22 protein-coding genes are annotated in these 18344 nt (G+C 70.5%); 10 read left to right on the top strand and 12 right to left on the bottom strand.

Going from position 1 to position 18344, the window contains the following annotated elements; translation table 11 throughout:
• Window positions 1-123 precede the first annotated feature (123 nt).
• Complete coding sequence (locus ACYVC6_RS12230) at window positions 124-861, top strand: PAS domain-containing protein (RefSeq protein ID WP_460714394.1); 738 nt, start codon at window positions 124-126, stop codon at window positions 859-861.
• Between the two features lie 7 nt (window positions 862-868).
• Here ACYVC6_RS12230 and ACYVC6_RS12225 read toward each other — a convergent pair whose 3' ends face one another.
• The 8 genes from ACYVC6_RS12225 to clpS form a co-directional block, all read right to left on the bottom strand.
• The gene (locus tag ACYVC6_RS12225; RefSeq protein WP_460714392.1) at window positions 869-1846 is read right to left on the bottom strand and encodes a ribose-phosphate diphosphokinase; all 978 of its coding nucleotides are present in this window, start codon (window positions 1844-1846) and stop codon (window positions 869-871) included.
• Window positions 1847-1874: 28 nt separating this feature from the next.
• Window positions 1875-3053, bottom strand: a complete 1179-nt coding sequence (locus ACYVC6_RS12220; protein ID WP_460714390.1) for a DUF3152 domain-containing protein — start codon at window positions 3051-3053, stop codon at window positions 1875-1877.
• 171 nt (window positions 3054-3224) lie between these two features.
• A complete protein-coding gene (locus ACYVC6_RS12215) occupies window positions 3225-4175 on the bottom strand; it encodes a PLP-dependent cysteine synthase family protein (RefSeq protein ID WP_460714388.1) in 951 nt (316 codons plus the stop codon).
• 26 nt (window positions 4176-4201) lie between these two features.
• Window positions 4202-4474, bottom strand: a complete 273-nt coding sequence (locus ACYVC6_RS12210) for a MoaD/ThiS family protein (protein WP_460714386.1) — start codon at window positions 4472-4474, stop codon at window positions 4202-4204.
• Complete coding sequence (locus tag ACYVC6_RS12205; protein WP_460714384.1) at window positions 4474-4917, bottom strand: M67 family metallopeptidase; 444 nt, start codon at window positions 4915-4917, stop codon at window positions 4474-4476. Before ACYVC6_RS12205 ends, ACYVC6_RS12210 begins: the two co-directional genes overlap by 1 nt.
• A gap of 47 nt (window positions 4918-4964) precedes the next feature.
• On the bottom strand, window positions 4965-5399 hold the full coding sequence (locus tag ACYVC6_RS12200; protein ID WP_460714382.1) for a VOC family protein: 435 nt from the start codon (window positions 5397-5399) through the stop codon (window positions 4965-4967).
• A 77-nt stretch (window positions 5400-5476) separates the two neighbouring features.
• Entirely contained in the window at window positions 5477-6064 is a 588-nt protein-coding gene (locus tag ACYVC6_RS12195; RefSeq protein ID WP_460714380.1) for a DUF2017 domain-containing protein, read from the bottom strand.
• Between the two features lie 19 nt (window positions 6065-6083).
• Complete coding sequence (clpS, locus tag ACYVC6_RS12190) at window positions 6084-6380, bottom strand: ATP-dependent Clp protease adapter ClpS (protein ID WP_460714378.1); 297 nt, start codon at window positions 6378-6380, stop codon at window positions 6084-6086.
• Between the two features lie 26 nt (window positions 6381-6406).
• Here clpS and ACYVC6_RS12185 point away from each other — a divergent pair, with 26 nt between their 5' ends.
• The 5 genes from ACYVC6_RS12185 to ACYVC6_RS12165 all read left to right on the top strand — a co-directional run bounded on the left by ACYVC6_RS12185 (window position 6407) and on the right by ACYVC6_RS12165 (window position 10949).
• Complete coding sequence (locus ACYVC6_RS12185; protein ID WP_460714376.1) at window positions 6407-7723, top strand: nicotinate phosphoribosyltransferase; 1317 nt, start codon at window positions 6407-6409, stop codon at window positions 7721-7723.
• A gap of 15 nt (window positions 7724-7738) precedes the next feature.
• Window positions 7739-8314, top strand: coding sequence for a nicotinamidase (locus ACYVC6_RS12180; protein ID WP_460714374.1), 576 nt, complete (start codon window positions 7739-7741; stop codon window positions 8312-8314).
• The gene (locus ACYVC6_RS12175; protein ID WP_460714372.1) at window positions 8307-9098 is read left to right on the top strand and encodes an enoyl-CoA hydratase; all 792 of its coding nucleotides are present in this window, start codon (window positions 8307-8309) and stop codon (window positions 9096-9098) included. The genes ACYVC6_RS12180 and ACYVC6_RS12175 overlap by 8 nt, the downstream gene beginning before the upstream one ends.
• 73 nt (window positions 9099-9171) lie before the next feature.
• Complete coding sequence (locus tag ACYVC6_RS12170) at window positions 9172-9702, top strand: helix-turn-helix domain-containing protein (RefSeq protein WP_460714370.1); 531 nt, start codon at window positions 9172-9174, stop codon at window positions 9700-9702.
• A complete protein-coding gene (locus ACYVC6_RS12165; protein WP_460714368.1) occupies window positions 9699-10949 on the top strand; it encodes an MFS transporter in 1251 nt (416 codons plus the stop codon). Before ACYVC6_RS12170 ends, ACYVC6_RS12165 begins: the two co-directional genes overlap by 4 nt.
• On the opposite strand, the gene ACYVC6_RS12160 is transcribed toward ACYVC6_RS12165, so the two are convergent.
• Complete coding sequence (locus tag ACYVC6_RS12160) at window positions 10921-11454, bottom strand: DUF1697 domain-containing protein (protein WP_460714366.1); 534 nt, start codon at window positions 11452-11454, stop codon at window positions 10921-10923. The two genes, ACYVC6_RS12165 and ACYVC6_RS12160, sit on opposite strands and share 29 nt — an antisense overlap.
• Before the next feature lie 40 nt (window positions 11455-11494).
• Window positions 11495-12094 carry a hypothetical protein gene (locus tag ACYVC6_RS12155; protein ID WP_460714364.1) on the bottom strand — a complete coding sequence of 200 codons (600 nt, stop codon included), beginning with the start codon at window positions 12092-12094 and terminating at the stop codon, window positions 11495-11497.
• A gap of 223 nt (window positions 12095-12317) precedes the next feature.
• On the opposite strand from ACYVC6_RS12155, the gene ACYVC6_RS12150 reads away from it, so the two are divergent.
• From ACYVC6_RS12150 to ACYVC6_RS12140, 3 genes are all read left to right on the top strand, one after another.
• Entirely contained in the window at window positions 12318-13025 is a 708-nt protein-coding gene (locus tag ACYVC6_RS12150; RefSeq protein ID WP_460714362.1) for a response regulator transcription factor, read from the top strand.
• Entirely contained in the window at window positions 13022-14272 is a 1251-nt protein-coding gene (locus ACYVC6_RS12145; RefSeq protein WP_460714360.1) for a sensor histidine kinase, read from the top strand. Before ACYVC6_RS12150 ends, ACYVC6_RS12145 begins: the two co-directional genes overlap by 4 nt.
• A 316-nt stretch (window positions 14273-14588) precedes the next feature.
• Window positions 14589-15257, top strand: a complete 669-nt coding sequence (locus tag ACYVC6_RS12140; protein ID WP_460714358.1) for a slipin family protein — start codon at window positions 14589-14591, stop codon at window positions 15255-15257.
• Window positions 15258-16152: 895 nt separating this feature from the next.
• Here the strand turns inward: ACYVC6_RS12140 and ACYVC6_RS12135 are convergent.
• Together ACYVC6_RS12135 and hppD are read right to left on the bottom strand one after the other, a co-directional pair.
• Window positions 16153-16452, bottom strand: coding sequence for a DUF3303 domain-containing protein (locus tag ACYVC6_RS12135; RefSeq protein WP_460714356.1), 300 nt, complete (start codon window positions 16450-16452; stop codon window positions 16153-16155).
• A gap of 112 nt (window positions 16453-16564) precedes the next feature.
• Complete coding sequence (hppD, locus tag ACYVC6_RS12130; protein WP_460714354.1) at window positions 16565-17785, bottom strand: 4-hydroxyphenylpyruvate dioxygenase; 1221 nt, start codon at window positions 17783-17785, stop codon at window positions 16565-16567.
• Window positions 17786-17867: 82 nt separating this feature from the next.
• On the opposite strand from hppD, the gene ACYVC6_RS12125 reads away from it, so the two are divergent.
• Window positions 17868-18341: an Lrp/AsnC family transcriptional regulator gene (locus tag ACYVC6_RS12125; protein WP_460714352.1), complete on the top strand. Its 474-nt coding sequence runs from the start codon at window positions 17868-17870 to the stop codon at window positions 18339-18341.
• Window positions 18342-18344: the final 3 nt, after the last annotated feature.

Raw genomic sequence — 18344 nt, 5'->3', positions numbered from 1 at the left:
GAGAGCGTAGGTCGTCGGCTCGCTCCGGGCACCGTGTCGTCGCGCACGTCACGTGGGGGTCCCCGAACTCGACATTTCGCGGGATGACGAGACAAACGGGCCGGTCAGCGGGAGGCTGTGTGCATGAGTGACTCCGGTGTGCAGGACCTGGGCCCGGTGGAGCACGAGGTCAGGCTCCGGCTCGAGGTCGAGGCACAGCTCAACGACCTGCGCCTGCGGGTCGACAACGCACAACAGCTCGCCAACATGGGCGACTACGACTGGCACATGCCCACCGACACCAACCGGTGGTCCGACCAGCTCTACCGGATCTATGGCTACGAGCCCCAGTCGTTCAACCCGAGCTATGAAAAGTTCCTGTCGTTCCTGCACCCGGACGACCGTGAGCCCATCCAGGCGATCCACCAGCAGGCGCTGGCCACCGGCGAGCCCTACCAGATGACCGAGCGGATCATCCGGCCCGACGGCGAGCTCAGATACCTGTCGTCCAACGGCCAGGTGCTCTTCGACGAGTCCGGCGCACCAGTACGGATGCGCGGCACCTGCATCGACATCACCGACCGGGTGCTGGCCGAGCAGGAGCGCGAGGAGCACGCTGCCCGCGCCCACGAGGAGCGGATGCGGCGCCGCGCCGCCCTGGAGATCAACGACAACGTCGTGCAGGGCCTGACCGCGGCGCTCTACGCATTGGAGGTCGACGACGAGGACGCCGCCCGGGGCTACGTCCTGCGCACCCTCGACGCGGCCCGCCGGGTCATCACCGACCTGAGCACCCCGATCGAGGGCGAGGAGTTCCAGCCGGGCGACCTGGTGCGCGAGAACGCCGCCGACGTCCCCGGCCAGGACGACGACGCGGAGTAGGCGAAGGTCAGTCGAACAGGCGTGGCTGCGGCGGCCCGAGACTCGGATCCACGCCGTCGAAGAGGCTGCTCACCGACTCCCCCGCGTGGATGCGGTCGATCGCGGCCGCGAACAGGCCCGCCACCGAACGCACCTCGAGCGCGGGCCAGTCCGCCGGAGGCGGCACGGTGTCGGTGGTGACGACCTCGGAGATCATCGGGTGCTCGCGCAGCCGCTCGAGGGCCTTGCCGACGAACAGACCGTGGGTGCAGGCGACGGCCGCCTCGGTGCAGCCGTGCTCGGCCAGACGCTCCAGCAGCTCGACGATGGACCCGCCGGTGGCGATCTCGTCGTCGAGGATGATGGCCCGCTTGCCCTCCACGTCGCCGACGATGTTGTCGATGACGACCTGGTCGTCGGCCAGCCGCTTCTTCGAGCCCGCGGCCACCGGCAGCCCGAGCAGCCGGGCGAACTGGCTCGCGGTCTTGGCGTTGCCGAAGTCGGGCGAGACGACGACCGCGTCGCTGAGGTCCTGGCCCAGGAAGTGGTCGGCCAGCACGCCGAGCGCGGTCAGGTGGTCGACCGGCACCGAGAAGAACGCGTGCACCTGGGGGGCGTGCAGGGTCATCGTGATGACCCGGTGGACACCGGCCGCGGCCAGCATGTCGGCCACGAGCTTGCCACCGATGGACAGCCGCGAGGCGTCCTTCTTGTCCGAGCGCGCGTAGGCGTAGTAGGGGATCACCGCGGTGATCTGCTGCGCCGAGGCCCCGCGGGCCGCGTCGATCATCAGCAGCAGCTCCATCAGGTGCTCCTGGGTCGGCGGCACCAGCGGCTGGACGATGTAGACGTCGCGCTGGCGGCAGTTGGCCTGCAGCTGTGCCTGGAGGCAGTCGTTGCTGAACCGGGTGAGCTCGACCGAGCTGAGGTCGACGCCGAGCTCTTCGCAGATGGCCTTGGCCAGCGGGCGGTGGGCGCTGCCGCTGAAGACCACGATCTCCCGCACTGGTGCACTCCCCGTCTCGGGTGTCAGCTCACTCGACGACCGTTTGCTCGCCCGGGCGAGGGTAACCAGCGCCGGTGCCGTACGCCATGGCCCGTCCGGGCCCCGGAGTGCGGCTGGCCAGCTCCCGGGCCGTGGGCCATGGGTTGAAGCGGCATCCGCCGAGCCCTTTCGACTGCTGCATCATGACCGGCGCGGGCCGCCCCGCGCCGGGACACCCCGCGTGGCCCAGGCCCAGGAAGTGGCCGGACTCGTGGTTGACCACCATGTGCCGGTAGTCGCGCAGGGCGCCGTTGGCGGCGTTCCACGCGGGCGAGGCATGCTTCCAGCGCTCCTGGTTGATGATCACGTAGCGCCCGACGCGACAGCTCCACATGCTGCTGCAGCCGGAGGAGAACCCCGGGACCCGGCTGGCCTCGCTCAGCACCAGCGTCATCGAGCCGCCTCGGGCGACCCTGCGGAACACGATGCCGGCGCCCCGCCAGCCGCGCGGGTCGTCGAAGGTCTCCTGCGCCTGACGCACGAAGGTCCGCAGGCTCGTGGTGAGCGTCCCGCGGGTCTCCACGTGGTAGCGGATGGTCCGCCGGGCGTCGACGCGGTGCTTGACCCGCTCGGTCCGGTCCGTCGTGACGGTGAGGGTCTGGTAGCCGGGCGCCTTGACCGTGATCTCCACCCGCAGCCGGGTGTCGAAGTCCTCGACCGCGACCCGGTAGCGGCGGGAGGTGGCTCCGGCGATCGGTTCACCGAACCGCAGCCACTGGTAGGAGACGCGGGTCGGCTTCGTCGACCAGCTGCCCGCCTTCGCCAACAGGGTGTGGGTGTATCTCGCCTCGCCGACGATCTTCTGGCCGCCCTTCGGCTTCAGCGTCGCTCGCGCCACCTTGTCGGTCTCGGCCGAGACGGCTGCCGCGGTGGTGGTCCCGTCGCTCGCGGTCACCTCCACCGACAGCCGGTGACCGAGGTCGTCCAGGCCGGGGACGTACGTCGGCTGGTCGGCCTTCGGGATCGGCTGCCCGTCCCGCAGCCAGCGATAGGCGTACGACGTGGGCGTCGGCGTCCACGTGCCGGGCTGGGCGGTGAGCGTGGCGGCGTACTCCGCGGTGCCGGAGATGCTGGGCGGCACGGTGTTGACCGGCGCGGCCGAGGCGGGTGCCGGCCAGGCCGAGACCGCGGCGACAGCAAGGACCAAGGCGAGGAAGGCGCGTCTCATCGCCCTCCACCCTAGGCCTGGATCCACCGATTCGCCGCGTCGCGAGCGTCGCCAGTCGGGTGCGATGGCAAGGCGGCGGAGCGACGACGCTGTTGGCTCATCATCGAGCGACGCCAACGCAGCCAGCGCGCCCGAATGGTGGCGCGCAGCAGGGGCATCGGTGGATCCAGGCTAAGCCCAGAGCTGGCCCTCGAGGGCGTCCTCGGCCTCGTCGATGGTGCCCTCGTAGGCACCGGTCGAGAGGTACTTCCACCCGCCGTCAGCCACCACGAAGGCGATATCGGCGGACTCCCCCGCCTTGACCGCCTTGGCCGCCTGGGCCAGGGCCGCGTGCAGGATCGCGCCGGTCGAGATGCCCGCGAAGATGCCCTCCAGCTCGAGGAGCTCGCGGACCCGGCGTACGGCGTCGCGCGGGCCGACCGAGAACCGCGCGTCGATCAGCGTCTCGTCGTAGAGCTCGGGGACGAAGCCCTCGTCCAGGTTGCGCAGGCCGTAGACCAGCTCGCCGTAGCGCGGCTCCGCGGCGACGATCCGCACCTCGGGCTTGGCCTGCCGGAAGAACCGGCCGATGCCCATCAGCGTCCCCGTCGTGCCCAGCCCGCCGACGAAGTGGGTGATGCTCGGCAGATCGGCGAGCAGCTCGGGACCGGTGCCCCGCTCGTGGGCGAGCGCGTTGGCCTGGTTGCCGTACTGGTAGAGCATCACCCAGTCCGGGTGCTCCTCGGCCAGGCCCTTCGCGACCCGCACGGCCTCGTTGGAGCCGCCCGCGGCCGGCGAGGAGACGATCTCGGCGCCCCACATCCGCAGGAGCTGGCGGCGTTCCTCGGAGGTGTTCTCCGGCATGACGCACACGAGCCGGTAGCCCTTGAGCTTGGCGGCCATCGCCAGCGAGATCCCGGTGTTGCCAGAGGTCGGCTCGAGGATGGTCGCGCCGGGACGGAGCGTGCCGTCCTTCTCGGCCTCCTCGATCATCGCCAGCGCCGGCCGGTCCTTGATCGATCCGGTCGGGTTGCGGTCCTCGAGCTTGGCCCAGAGGCGGACATCAGCGCTCGGGGACAACGCGGGCAGCCCGACCAGCGGGGTGTCGCCGACCGAGGCCAAGAGGTTGTCGTACCTCGTCATGGCAGCCTCATGTGAGGGTCACGCGGTCATCCGCCGGCCACGGCGGGCAGGACCACGACCTGGTCGCCGTCGCTGAGCTCGGCACCGAGCCCGCCGATGAACCGCACGTCCTCGTCGTTGATGTAGACGTTGACGAACCGGCGCAGGTCGCCGTTCTCGATGAGGCGCTCCTTGAGACCGGGGTGGTGGGCCTCGAGGTCGTCGATCAGCGCGCTGAGGCTCTCGCCCTGCGCGTCGACGGCCTTCGCGCCGTCGGTGTAGGTGCGCAGGATCGTGGGGATACGGACCTCGATGGCCATCAGACGGAACTCCTAGCGGGTAGTTGCTCGACGACGGTGACCTCTTCCTCGGACACCTCGCCGTCGACGATCCGATACGACCTGAACTCCACGGGACCGTCGTTATTCCCGTGCTCACGTGTGCTGACCAGCACGTAGTGGGCGTTGGGCTCGCCGGCGAGGTCGACGTCCGTGCGGCTCGGATAGGCCTCGGTGGCCGTGTGCGAGTGGTAGATCACGACCGGTTCCTCGTCGTTGGCCCACATCTCCTTGTAGAGCGCGAACTCCTCCATCGAGTCGAACTCGTAGAAGGTGGGCGACCCCGCGGCGTTCGTCATCGGCTTGAAGCGCTCGGGACGGTCCGAGCCCTCCTTGCCGAGGACCATGCCGCACGCCTCGTCGGGATGGTCCCGCTTGGCGTGCGCCACGATGGCGTCGTAGGTCGCCTGGTCGATCGTCAGCACATGCTCAAGGGTATGGCGTGACCACCCGGCAGCCGGGCCCGTGCTGCTCAGTCGAGACAGAACTCGTTGCCCTCGACGTCCTGCATCACGATGCATGACTCGTTGTGCTCATCGGCGGCGAGGAGTCGTTGGCGGACCGCGCCGAGCGCGACCAGCCGCGCGCACTCGGCCTCGAGCACCGCCAGTCGCTCCGCGCCCACCAGCCCGGTGCCGGCCCGGACGTCCAGGTGCACCCGGTTCTTGGCGACCTTGCCCTCGGGAACCCGTTGGAAGAACAGCCGCGGGCCGATCCCCGAGGGATCGACACAGGCGAACGCCGAACCCTGGACGTCGGGCGGAAGCGACCGGTCGAAGTCCGCCCAGCTGGCGAACCCCTCCGGTGGCGGCGGCACGACGTAGCCCAGCACCTCGCACCAGAAGCGGGCGACGCGCTCGGGCTCCGCACAGTCGAAGGTGACCTGGAACTGCTTGACCGAGCTCATTCACGCCACCCTAGTAACGCTTCGGCGCGACGTGCCACGTGGTTTGGGGCCAGCGGTTCGGGGCTAGCGGTTCGGGGCTAGTGCCGGCTCAGCGCCTGGACCAGCGTCTCCTGCAGGTAGCCGACCCAGTCATAGATGTCGTGTGCCTGGGCCCGGGGGTCGTCGTCGGGCATCGCCGCCCAGACCGCCTCGTCCCCCTCCTCGACCCCCAGCCGGGTGGCCAGGGCCAGCCGCAGGTCGGTGAAGGACCGCATCCAGGTCTCGGCCTCGGCCTCGTCGAGCTCGACGTCGATCATCAGGCCCTCCTCGGTCAGCTCGGAGGGCAGCCCGGCCTCCTCGAGCCCGTCGATGATCGCGATCGCAGCGCCGGCCTTGCCGTCGCGCAGCGTGCCCTCGGTGAAGCGCCGGAACTCCGCGGAGGCCTCGGGGTCCCCGGGATAGGCAGTCGGGAACAGCCGGGCCAGCACGGGGTCCTCGGGCTCGGTCTCCGGCCCGGAGAAGTCCATCATCGCCTCGAACGGGTCGGCGTCGTCGCGCGGCACCGCCGCCTCGTTGCGCAGCAGCTCGACGAGCTGGGCGGCCAGCGACCGCAGCAGGTCAGCCTCGAAGCCGGTGAAGGTCGCGATGACCCGCTTGCTGCGCCGGTGCCACTGGAACGCGCTCAACTGATCCTCAACAGGGCGCTCAGCTCTGCTTGTCCATGGTCGCCCAGAGCCCGTACTCGTGCATCGCCTGCACGTCCCTCTCCATCTCTTCGCGGCTGCCCGAGCTGACCACTGACTTGCCGTCCTCGTGGACCTCGAGCATCAGCTTCTCGGCCTTCGACTTGTCGTAGCCGAAGTACTTCTGGAAGACATAGGTCACGTAGGACATCAGGTTGACCGGGTCGTTCCACACGATCGTGACCCAGGGCTTGGCGAGCTTGGTCGACTCGTCCGGGACGATCTCCGGTTCGACCTCGACCGGGGCGGCGGCGGACACCAGTCCATGGTGGCACAGTCGTGCCCGTGCCTCCGCCCCATCACCCAGCGCACGACACACCCTCGACCGCGCTGCTCACCGACCACTACGAGCTGACCATGCTCCAGGCCGCCCTGGCGTCCGGCACGGCCCACCGGCGGTCGGTGTTCGAGCTGTTCGGGCGCCGGCTGCCCGGGGGGCGCCGCTACGGCGTGGTGGCCGGCGTCGGCCGCGCGCTCGACGCGGTCGAGGCCTTCCGGTTCGACGACGCCGTGCTGGCCGTCCTCGAGGACGTGGTCGACGAGCCGACCCGCGACTACCTCGCGGACTACCGGTTCACCGGTGACATCTGGGGCTACGGCGAGGGGGAGGCCTACTTCGCGCACTCGCCCCTCGTGGTGGTCGAGGCCAGCTTCGCCGAGGCAGTGGTGCTGGAGACGGTGCTGCTCTCCATCTACAACCACGACAGCGCGGTCGCCTCGGCCGCGTCCCGGATGACGATGGCCGCCGGGGACCGTCCGTGCATCGAGATGGGCTCCCGGCGCACCCACGAGGAGGCGGCGGTCGCGGCCGCGCGGGCGGCGTACGTCGCCGGCTTCGCGTCGTCGTCCAACCTCGCCGCGCGCCAGCGCTACGGCGTCCCGACGGCCGGCACCAGCGCGCACTCCTTCACGCTCCTGCACGACTCCGAGGCCGACGCCTTCCGTGCCCAGGTGGAGTCGCTGGGGCCCGGCACGACCCTGCTCGTCGACACCTACGACGTGGCCGAGGCGGTCCGGATCGGCGTCGAGATCGCTGGAACCGGGCTGGGCGCCGTCCGGCTCGACTCCGGAGACCTGGGTGTGCTGGCCCACGAGGTGCGCGCCCAGCTCGACTCGCTCGGGGCCACCAGCACGCGCATCGTGGTCACCAGCGACCTCGACGAGCACGCGATCGCCGCGCTCGCCGCGGCGCCCGTCGACGGCTACGGCGTCGGCACCCAGCTCGTGACCGGCAGCGGTCACCCCACCTGCGGGTTCGTCTACAAGCTCGTCGCCCGGGAGGACGACGGCGGGGTCCTGCGCCCGGTGGCGAAGAAGAGCATCGACAAGATCTCGGTCGGCGGCCGCAAGTACGCGCTGCGCCGACGTACCCCGGGCGGGGTCGCCAAGGCCGAGGTCGTGGGCATCGGCACCCCGGCCCACGACGACGGTGACGACCGGGCCCTGCTCCTTCCGCTCGTCCGTGCCGGTGAGGTGGTCGGTCGCGAGCCGCTCGCGGCCGCCCGTGGACGCCACGTCGCGGCCCGAGCCGAGCTACCGGTCGCGGCCCAGCAGATGTCCAAGGGCGACCCCGTCATCCCGACCGTCTTCGAGGGCGACTGATCTAGGGTCGGCCCCGTGAAGAGCGCGCTCATCGTCGTCGACGTCCAGAACGACTTCTGCGAGGGCGGCTCACTGCCGGTGACCGGCGGTGCCCGGGTGGCAGGCGAGATCGGCGCGCTGCTCCAGGCGTGGGTCGGGCACGGCGACGGCGCGCCCGACTACGCGCACGTCGTCGCCACCCGCGACCACCACGTCGACCCGGGGTCCCACTGGTCCGCGGACCCGGACTACGTCGACTCCTGGCCGGTCCACTGCGAGGTCGGAACCGAGGGTGAGGCGTGGCACGACGCGCTGCAGCCGCGCCCCTTCGACGCGGTGTTCCTCAAGGGCCGGCACCAGGCGGCCTACTCCGGCTTCGAGGGGCGCAGCGAGGACGGCGACACGCTGGCGGACTGGCTGCGCCGGCGGCACGTCACCCGGGTCGACGTCTGCGGCATCGCCACCGACCACTGCGTCCGGGCGACGGCGCTCGACGCGGTCGAGAACGGGTTCGAGACCCGGGTGCTCACCGATCTCTGCGTCGGCGTGGCCCCGGAGACCACCGAGGCCGCGCTGGCGGCCATGGGCGAAGCCGGCGTCTCCCTTGCGTGACGGAGCCGGCTCCCCCGACGACATGACCGTCGAGCTCGACGACGGCGTGCTCCGGCTGACGTTCACCAGACCCGAGGTGCTCAACGCGCTCAGCGGCCTGATGGCGGTCACGGTCGCCGAACAGCTCGAGCGGGCCCACGCCGACGACGACGTCCGGGTCGTCGTGATCACTGGCTCGGGCGGCTCCTTCAGCGCCGGCGCGGACATCTCGGGTGCCGACGCGCACGAGCGGTTCGACGTCCGCGCCCTCGACGCCGCCAACCGGATCATCCGCGCCGAGGTCGGCTGCGCCAAGCCCGTGCTCGCCGCGGTCGACGGGGTGGCGGCCGGCGTCGGCTGCTCGATCGCGCTGGCCGCCGACGTGATCGTGGCCAGCGAGGCGGCGGCGTTCCTCCTCGCCTTCTCCCGCATCGGCCTGATGCCGGACGGCGGCACCTCCGCGACGGTGGCCGCCGCCATCGGCCGGGCCCGGGCGATGCGGATGACACTGCTCGCGGAGCCGCTCACCGGCCAGGAGGCCTACGACGCCGGTCTGGTCACCCACGTGGCGAGCGCCGACGACTTCCCGGGGCTGGTCGACAAGCTCACCCGCCGGCTGGCCTCCGGACCGCCGCTGGCCTACGCGGCCGCCAAGAAGGCCGTCAATGCGGCCACCCTCGACGGCCTCGAGGACGCCCTGGAGAGGGAGCGCACCGGCCAGACGATCCTGCTCCGCACCGAGGACGTCGCTGAAGGCATGCAGGCGTTCTCCGAGCACCGCAAGCCGCACTTCCGGGGTCGCTGAGCACCCCCAAAGAACTGTTTGACAGTCGCCCGTCTCTGGGCCTAACCTCCAAGCAACTCTTTGGAGGTTGGATATGACCGACGAGGCAACAGCGGCACTCCGGGCGACCGCCCACCCGCTGCGGCTGCAGATGCTCTCTCTGCTCACGGGCAACGCCATGAGCGCGGCCGAGGTGGCACGCGAGCTCGGCGTCACGCAGGCCAACGCGTCGTACCACCTGCGGATCCTCCGCGACGCCGGAGAGCTGGTGGAGGCGGGCGAGGAGCGGATCCGGGGAGGCGTGGCCAAGCGCTACCGCTATTCGCACGAGGAATCCGCCAAGCGCCGCACCCGAGGGACGACCGAGAGCCAGGTCGCCGAGGCCCGAGCCCTCGGCCGCGAGCTGGAGCGGCGGGTGCGCCAGCGCAAGTCGCGCACCCGCAGCCAGCTGAGCGACCTCGAGGGCTGGGTCGCTCCGGATGTGTGGCAACGCGCCCTCGAGCTGCTGATGGAGGCTTCGAACCTGCTGCACGAGCACAACCAGGCGCCGCGCACACCCGGGACGCTACACGTCAGCCAGACCTCCTGGGCCTTCGAGATGACGCGTCCGGAGGTGACGCTGTGAGCGAGGCCTCGGCGTTTGCTCCGCTGCGAGAGCCGAACTTCCGCTACTACTTCTTCTCCCGGCTGGTCAACCTGGTCGGCAGCGTGATGGCCGGCGTCGCGCTGGCCTTCGCCGTGCTCGAGGTCAGCAACTCCGCAACGGCGCTCGGCACCGTGCTGGCCGCGCACAGCATCCCGATGGTCGTGTTCCTGCTCGCCGGCGGCGTGATCGCGGACCGGTTCGGGCGCACGCTGATCATCCAGGTCTCCAACGTCGTCTCGGGCCTGTGCCAGCTGGCGATCGCCGCGCTGGTCATCTCCGGCGAGGCACGGCTGTGGCAGCTCATCGTGCTGACTGCCATCCAGGGCACGGTCTCGTCGGTCAGCTTCCCCGCCCTGGCCAGCGTGCTCCCGCAGATGGTCCCCCGCGACCAGCTCAAGCAGGCCAACCTGCTGGTCTCGGTCCAGCGCAACGCGCTCACCGTCGTCGGCCCGGCCGTCAGCGGCGTGCTGGTCGTCACCGTGGGCGCCGGGTGGGCGCTCGCGGTCGACGGTGCGACGTACCTCCTGGCGGCCGCCCTCCTCATCCGCGTGCGGATCCCGCCTCCGCTCCCCCGCGCGGACCGGCCGGGAGCGGTCGCCGAGCTCCGCGAGGGCTGGGACTACTTCCGGGCCACGACCTGGCTCTGGGTGATCGTGCTCGCCTTCGGCGCGCTCAACATGATCCAGAGCGGCGCCCTGCACACCCTCGGGCCGGTGCTGGCCAAGAACTCCGACATCGGCGAGAACGGGTGGGGGCTCATCCTGTCGGCCGAGGCGCTCGGCTTCCTGCTCTGCTCCTTCGCGCTCATGCGGCTGCCACTGCGCCGGCCACTGCGGACGGGGATGATCGCGGTCTCGCTGCTCGGCCTGCCGATGCTCGCCCTCGGTTTCGAACCGGTGCTGGCGGCCGGGATGGTGGGCGCGTTCCTCGGCGGCGTCGGCACCGAGGTGTTCGGCCTCGGCTGGAACCTCGCGATGCAGGAGAACGTGCCCGACGAGATGCTGTCGCGCGCCTACTCCTACGACGCCCTCGGCTCGTTCGTCGCGATCCCGCTCGGCCAGCTGGCGTTCGGGCCACTGGGCCAGGTGTTCGGCATCCAGGACGTGATGCTGGTCTCGGGTGTCGCCTACCTCGTGATCTGCGCCGTGACCCTGCTGTCCCGGTCGGTGCGCAACCTGCCCCGGGTCACCGAGCCGGTCAGCACCACTTCTCCGCCAGCGCACTGATCACGGTCAGGTTGCGGTTGGTCGCGACCCCGAGCAGCTTCTCGACCTCGGTGTTGGTGAGCCTGGCGTCCGAGCCGTAGCGGCTGTCGCCGGAGTAGAGCAGGTGCACCGCCCGGCCGCCGACCCTGGCGACCTCGTCGACGTTGCCCGCCTCCTCCATGGTCTTGATGGCCGCCGCCGACGGCGGCTCCTTGAGCAGCGAGACGTAGTGCCGGCCTTCATGGCCGAAGCCGGCCGCCTCCTCGGCGATCGACCTCAGCTCCTTGGTCGTGAAGACGATCGTCGGCACCTCGAACCCGGCCTCGGCGCGGTAGGCGTCCTCCAACGCCGCCTCGATCTTCGCCCGCGACCTCAGCGTCGTGTCGAAGCGGACGTTGCCGGTGTTGATGTACGTCGCCACGTCGGTGAACCCCGCCGCCTCGGTCGCCCGGACGATCGCCTCCTTGGGGAACTTCCGGTTGGCACCGAGGTTGATCGCGCGCAGGAACCCGACGTACGTCGCCATGGCCCCGGACCCTAGCCCGGGGCCATGGCTCACGAGACGGTCAGCACCAGACGTGGATCGTGAAGCCCTTCGAGTCCGCGACACCGTCGTGGTCACGCGTCCGCACGATCACCGAGTTGGGGTTGCCGATCATCGACGCCACGTTGACCATGCCGATCTGTTCCGGGTCGCCCGAGTCGGGCTGGCTGGGCGTGGCGGTGTAGGAGCACTGCGAGACGTCCCTGTCGAAGGTGACCCGGAACACCCAGTTGGCGCCCTCGTGCTGAACCGACACCGCACCCTTGCCGCGCACGATGCTCGGGCCACCCCAGACGACCGCCCACAGCGGCTGGAGGTCGGCGGCGACGTGGTTGCGCGTGACCGAGCCGGCCGCCAGCTTGGAGGAGGTCACCGCCCCGTCCTTGAGCTTCTTCGTCTTGACCGCGCCGTTGGCGATCTTGTTGGCCTTGACGGCCTTCTTGGCGATCTTGGGCGCGGTCACTGCTCCCTTGGCGATGTCGCTGCTGGTGACCAGGTTGCCCGCGACGACGGGAGCCGTGGTCGCGACGACCGCGAGGCCGGCCACGGCGGTGGCGGCGACGAGCAGGCGGCCTCGGGCGCGACGGGGCGGGTGGGTGGTGGTGCGGACGTTGTCGTTCATCTGTTCGGTGTCCTCTCAGGGCGGCCCGGATCCGGACCTGTGGGGCCTGGCGCGATCCGCAACCAGGGAGCCCTCAGCCTGTCGACTTCGGTGCCGGGATCGAACCGCGCCAGCCCCACATTTCCGGTCCGGCCAGCCGTCGTCCGAGGTAGGGGTTCCCCTACCTCAGAAGGCCGGTCAACCCCGGTCCCAGCGAGCATTCCCGCTGGTAGCGTCCGGTGGAGTGCGGGATCTGACGTTGGTGGTCGCCGAGGACAACCTGCTGGTGCGGGAAGGGGTCCTCCGCCTGGTCGCCGAGATCGACGGGCTGAAGGTCGCCGCGTCGTGCAGCAGCTATGACGACCTGCTCGCCGCCGTCGACAACTACCACCCGGACGTGGTCATCACCGACATCCGGATGCCGCCGGGACACAGCGACGAAGGGATCCGGGCGGCGAACCGGTTCCGCTCCTCGCACCCCGAGCTCGGCGTACTGGTGCTGTCGCAGTTCCTTGACCCGGCCTACGTCCTGGCGCTGCTCGAGGAGGGCACCCGCGGTCGTGGCTACCTGCTCAAGGACCGGGTCGACGAGATCGACCGTCTCGCGCGGGCGATCCGGACCGTCGCGGGCGGCGGCTCCTACATCGACGACGACGTGGTCGACGTGCTCGTCCGGTCTCAGACGCGCAGCGTGGACTCCCCGCTGGAGTCCCTGTCGGCCCGCGAGATCGAGGTGCTCACCGAGATGGCGACCGGTGCGACCAACGCGGCCATCGCCGAGTCCTTGTGCGTCTCGGCGCACTCGGTCGAGAAGCACGCGAGCGCGATCTTCGCCAAGCTGGGCCTGGCCGAGGACGTCGAGATCAACCGTCGCGTGAAGGCAGTGGTCATGTTCCTCGCCGGACGCGACCCGGCCGAGCCGGCACCGGCTTCGGGGCCGGGTCGCCCATGACCCCGTCCCCGGAGCAGATCGCCCGGTTGCGGGTGCTGATCCTGGTCGACATGACGGTCGCGTTGACTGCGGCGTTCCTCATGTTCCTCAGCTGGCTGTTCTGGGTCGACTCCCCGGTGCTCCCGGCCGTCACGGTCGCCGTCGCGGTGACGGGCGGGGTGATGGCTCGCGCGCTGTGGCCGCTGCGCCGCGGCGACGTGGCGCAGGCCGTGCTGTGGTGGGCCGCGGCCAACTGGGGCATCTCGATCGTGGCGGCCGCCTCGGCCACGTTCGCCTGGCCGCTGATGATGCTGACGGCGCTGCTGCCGGCCGTGCTGGCCACGGCGACCGCCAGCGGCCGGGCCCTGGTCGGCTACGTCGCCGGGTCGGTGCTGGTCTCCACGGCGGTGGTGCTGCTCGGCGTGCTCCAGGACGTGACCGGGTTGGCTGCCGACACCCCGCGGGCTCTGCAGCACGGACTGCTGGCGCTGTTCACGCCCGCCCTGGCCGCGATGGTCGGGCTGATCGTCCTGCAGAACAGCCTGCGCCTGCAGGCCGCACTGTCCGGCGCGGTCCACGCACAAGAGGAGCTCGCGGACCAGGCCGAGGAGCTGAGGAGGTCCCGCGCCCGCCTGGTCGCCGCGACCGACCGCGAACGCCGCCGCATCGAGCGCGACCTCCACGACGGCGCCCAGCAGCGGCTGATCTCGATCGGGATCGGCCTGGCCGGCGCCACCGCCCTGTGCCGGAGTGACCCGGAGGCCGCGGCCGCTGCGCTCACCGACCTTCGCCGCCAGCTGCACCTGGCGCACGACGAGGTGCGCAGCCTCGCCCAGGGCGTCTACCCGCCGGTGCTCTCGGAGCACGGATTGGTCGAGGCCCTGCGGTCGGCCGTGGACCGCTACCCGCTGCCGATCACGCTGGACCTGCACGACCCCGGTCGCCATTCCAGCGACCTGGAGGCGGCCGTCTACTTCTGCTGTGTCGAGGCGGTGCAGAACGCCGCCAAGCACTCCCAGGCCAGCCGGGTGCGGGTGTCGATCGGCGCGGACCACGGCTCGGTGTGGTTCACCGTGCAGGACGACGGCGTCGGCTTCGAGCCCGGGGAGCGCGGGTCGGGCGGGATGGTCAACATGCAGGACCGGCTGGGAGCGAGTGGCGGCACGCTCAGCGTCCAGTCCGCGCCGGGCCGCGGCACGACCGTGCACGGCACCGTCCCTATCGCGCAGGTCGCGGCAGACCCGCGGCCCGCCATGGCCGGATCCTAATTCGGTCGCGCCGGCCGAGGCCGGTCCCTACCCTCGTCGAGGCGAGATCAGCAGCCGGCCGGGTGTGCCCGTGCCGGTCCTGCGCGTCGTACCTCGCCACTTGCCATGGCATAGGTAACGCATCCAGCGTCCGAGGTTCGATTCCTCTCCTTATCCATGGGCGGGTGGGCGGTGGCATCGGCGTGCGGGCGCTCTGCGGCGCCGGGTGGTCAGGACGACACCCAGATGCCCCGCGCCCGGACGTGTCACCGCCCGCCCGCTCCACAACCGAATACCGACCCACGGACTGGCACCACACACCTGAGAGGAGGCAGCCATGTCCCTGTTCACCCACATCACCGTGTTCGCCCACGAGCGGGCCCTCGAGTACGTCGACGGCGTGCTCACCCGCGTGCTCGGGCCCGGTCGCTACCGCACCGCGCGTCGGGCGACCTACCAGCGCGTCGACGTCCGGGAGCGGATCGTCACGACCGCACCGCAGGAGGTGCTGACCTCCGACGGTGTGCTGGTGCGCGTCACGGCCGCCGTGCGATGGAAGGTCGGCGACGCCCGCGCCTTCGTCGAGTCCGTCCACGACGCGTCCGCGCTGGTCTACCTGGCGATCCAGGTGGCTCTGCGGGACGCGCTGGTCGACACCGAGGCGGACGCGATCGTGCGCACCGCCCGTCACGCCACCGGCGACTCGGTCGCCGACGCCGCCCGCGCCGCGGGCGCGACCGTCGGCATCGACGTGGTCGAGGTCGTGGTCAAGGACGTGATCCTGCCGGCCGAGCTGCGCTCGGCGTACGCGGAGCTGGTCACCACCAAGACCCGCGGCCTGGCCCAGCTGGAGGCCGCGCGCGCCGAGACCGCCGCGCTGCGCTCGCTGGCCAACGGCGCCAAGCTGCTCGACGAGCACCCGGCGCTGGCCCGGCTGCGCCTGGTGCAGGCGCTGCCGTACGGCTCCAAGCTGGAGCTGTCGGTGGGCGACGCGCCGCCTGAGTGAGAGTTCGCGGGGCATGCCCGTCACTACGGTGGCGGGCATGCCCTGCGACTTCTGCGGCGAGGAGTTCGACCCGATCAGCACGCGGTGGCTGTGCCCGCACTGCCACATGAAGGCGAATTGCTGTAACGGTGCACCCCTGCCGTTCCGCGAGGATCCGGCCGCAGCCGACGATTCCTAGCGAAGCTGGCCGACCCTCGCGGTTGCACTCAGTGCAACACCCGGGCTCGGAAAGTTCCGGGACGACCCAGAACTTCTCCGATCAGCGATCGCCTATCTGGAAGCCGCGGCTCATCTGGTCGACGCACGCTGACGACGTTCGTGTTCGCCACCTGTCGTCGACGTCCTGTTGCAGTTGCGTATCAGCGACGGCGTCGGCGGGAAATGGATCGGGTTCCCCAACCGGAAGGGCGAACTGCTGTGATGGCACCCCGCTGCCGTTCCGTGACACCACAGCCTGGCGGACTCTGAGGAGGGCGCTCACGACTGGCACGGGCACGCGCTGAGCCTTCGAGTCCAGGACGAACTTGGCCCGGACTATCGGGTGAAGTTCATGCCCCAGTCAAAGGCAGCGAACGATGCCCTGGACGCGAGGCCGAACGACTGACCGACCTGGTCGGCGCCATCTTGCCTGCGTAGTCAACGGCCTACGTCCGCCGATGGAAGCGACCTTGCCATTGGGCAATCGTTCGTGGGTGTAGCGGGGGTCGTGGGCTCGCCGGTGGGCGGACGGACAGAGCATCCAACCTTCGCCGTCGGTGCGACCGCCTCGGGACCAAGGGTCGAGTGGCGCATCTGGGCGAAGGCGGGCGGGGCGTCGCAGCCCTCCGACAGAACCTGTGGAGAGGGCTTGCCGAGACTGCCTTGTGGATGCGAGGTGGACAGTCGCGGGATCCGGCTAGCGCACCGACTGGAGGAAAGCCACGGCCTCGGCGCCGACAGCCGCGGTGTCGGCGATCTCCTGGACCGGGTAGACGGTGAAGTCGAAGAAGCCGGTGAACGGCGCCACGTCCACGGCTACCGACCGGGGGTCGTCGGCCTCGACCACCGCGAAGCCACCCCGGCCGTCGAGGCGACCCAGGAACTCCCGGAAGTTGCTGCCCTCGGAGGGCGCCCACTTGCTGAAGACCTGGAGCCCTCGTGCCGCGGTCTCCTCGACGGCACTCGGTCGGTTCTCCCAGGCGACGACGTACTTCATGACGAGCTCCCTTGCTCGAGGTTGGGGTCGTCTCGACGCTAGACCCGACACCCGGCCGGGCGCATGACCCCAATTCGGGAACCTCGACCCACCCGCACCAGCGGGCCCGCGGTCACAGGTTGCCGCGCAGCTCCTGCTCGCGCTCGATGGCCTCGAACAGCGCCTTGAAGTTGCCCTTGCCGAACCCGAGTGAGCCGTGCCGCTCGATGAACTCGTAGAACACTGTCGGCCGGTCGCCCATCGGCTTGGTGAAGATCTGCAGCAGGTAGCCGTCCTCGTCGCGGTCGACCAGGATCTTGCGCTTCTTCAGCTCCTCGATCGGGACCCGCACCTCGCCGATCCGGGCCCGCAGCTCCGGGTCGTCGTAGTAGGAGTCCGGGGTGTCGAGGAACTCGATGCCGTTGTCGCGCAGGATGTCGACCGAGCGCAGGATGTCGTTGGTCGCCAGCGCGATGTGCTGGCAGCCGGCGCCGTCGTAGAACTCCAGGTATTCGTCGATCTGCGACTTCTTCTTCGCGATCGCCGGCTCGTTGAGCGGGAACTTCACCCGGTGGTTGCCGCTCGCGACGACCTTGCTCATCAGCGCGGAGTAGTCGGTGGCGATGTCGTCGCCGATGAACTCGGCCATGTTGGTGAAGCCCATGACCTTGTTGTAGAAGGTCACCCACTCGTCCATCCGGCCGAGCTCGACGTTGCCGACGCAGTGGTCGATCGCCTGGAACAGCCGCTTGGGGTGGTCCTCGCGCCGGGTCACCGTCGAGGTGCGGGCGACGAAGCCGGGCAGGTAGGGACCGTGGTAGCGGCTGCGGTCGACCAGGGTGTGGCGGGTCTCGCCGTACGTCGCGATGGCGGCCATCCGCACGGTGCCGTGCTCGTCGGTCTCGTCGTGCGGCTCGACCAGCACGGTCGCGCCCACCGAGCGGGCGTGCGCGATGCACTTGTCGACGTCCGGCACCTCGAGGGCCAGGTCGACGACCCCGTCGCCGTGCTTGCGGTGGTGCTCGAGCAACGGGCTGTCAGGTGACACCGCGCCGGTGAAGACGAACCGGGCGCTGCCCGAGCGCAGCACGAAGGTCTTGGAGTCGCGGGTGCCGGTCTCGGGGCCGCGGTAGGCCTCGAGCTCCATCCCGAGCGCGAGCTGGTAGAACGTCGCGGCCTGGGTCGCGTTGCCGACCACGAACACCACGGCGTCCATGGCGGTCACCGGGAACGGGTCGCTGCTGGCGTCGTAGTCCACCAGCCCGACGAGCTGCTTGAGCTGGTCGAGGGAGAGACCGGCCTGGATCTCCTCGTCGGTGAGGGCGGTCAGCGTCGAACCGGGGTTGGCAGTCATGACGTCACCCTCCCCTGTGGCGTACATTCTGTGCAACCTGACCGCGAATCACTGGACAATCTGCCCAACCGAGAGGCGACACATGGACGACCTGGACCGCAGATTGATCGACCTCTTCGCCGCCGAACCCAGACTCGCCGTGCTGGAGGCGTCCCGCCGCCTCGGCGTCGCACGCGGCACCGTGCAGGCCCGGCTCGACAAGCTCGAGTCGTCCGGGGTGGTCACCGGCTACGGGCCAGAGCTCTCCCCGGAGGCCCTGGGCTATCCGGTCACGGCGTTCCTCACCCTGGAGATCCGCCAGGAGACGGCGGCGGATGGTGGGCACGACGCCGTCGGCGCCCACCTGGCAGTCATCCCCGAGGTGCTCGAGGCGCACACGATCACCGGCGCCGGCGACCTGATGGTCCGCGTGGTGGCACGCTCCAATGCCGACCTGCAGCGGGTCATCGACCGCGTGCTCGCCGCGCCAGCCATCACCAGGTCGTCGACGGTCATCGCCCTGGCGACCCAGGTGCCCTACCGGGTGCTGCCCCTGGTGCGGCAGGCATCGGGATAGACG

The organism is Nocardioides dilutus (assembly GCF_054779555.1).
The sequence above is the reverse complement of the archived record's forward strand: the minus strand, read 5'-3'. Positions and strand labels throughout refer to the sequence as shown.

What these genes read in the sequence shown, in the direction of transcription:
- ACYVC6_RS12145 (WP_460714360.1), top strand. Translation starts at nt 13,022, where the DNA reads ATGACCCCGTCCCCGGAGCAGATCGCCCGGTTGCGGGTGCTGATCCTG.
- ACYVC6_RS12230 (WP_460714394.1), top strand. Translation starts at nt 124, where the DNA reads ATGAGTGACTCCGGTGTGCAGGACCTGGGCCCGGTGGAGCACGAGGTC.
- hppD (WP_460714354.1), bottom strand. Translation starts at nt 17,785, where the DNA reads ATGACTGCCAACCCCGGTTCGACGCTGACCGCCCTCACCGACGAGGAG.
- ACYVC6_RS12140 (WP_460714358.1), top strand. Translation starts at nt 14,589, where the DNA reads ATGTCCCTGTTCACCCACATCACCGTGTTCGCCCACGAGCGGGCCCTC.
- ACYVC6_RS12155 (WP_460714364.1), bottom strand. Translation starts at nt 12,094, where the DNA reads ATGAACGACAACGTCCGCACCACCACCCACCCGCCCCGTCGCGCCCGA.
- ACYVC6_RS12210 (WP_460714386.1), bottom strand. Translation starts at nt 4,474, where the DNA reads ATGGCCATCGAGGTCCGTATCCCCACGATCCTGCGCACCTACACCGAC.
- ACYVC6_RS12160 (WP_460714366.1), bottom strand. Translation starts at nt 11,454, where the DNA reads ATGGCGACGTACGTCGGGTTCCTGCGCGCGATCAACCTCGGTGCCAAC.
- ACYVC6_RS12125 (WP_460714352.1), top strand. Translation starts at nt 17,868, where the DNA reads ATGGACGACCTGGACCGCAGATTGATCGACCTCTTCGCCGCCGAACCC.
- ACYVC6_RS12220 (WP_460714390.1), bottom strand. Translation starts at nt 3,053, where the DNA reads ATGAGACGCGCCTTCCTCGCCTTGGTCCTTGCTGTCGCCGCGGTCTCG.
- ACYVC6_RS12135 (WP_460714356.1), bottom strand. Translation starts at nt 16,452, where the DNA reads ATGAAGTACGTCGTCGCCTGGGAGAACCGACCGAGTGCCGTCGAGGAG.
- ACYVC6_RS12170 (WP_460714370.1), top strand. Translation starts at nt 9,172, where the DNA reads ATGACCGACGAGGCAACAGCGGCACTCCGGGCGACCGCCCACCCGCTG.
- ACYVC6_RS12215 (WP_460714388.1), bottom strand. Translation starts at nt 4,175, where the DNA reads ATGACGAGGTACGACAACCTCTTGGCCTCGGTCGGCGACACCCCGCTG.
- ACYVC6_RS12200 (WP_460714382.1), bottom strand. Translation starts at nt 5,399, where the DNA reads ATGAGCTCGGTCAAGCAGTTCCAGGTCACCTTCGACTGTGCGGAGCCC.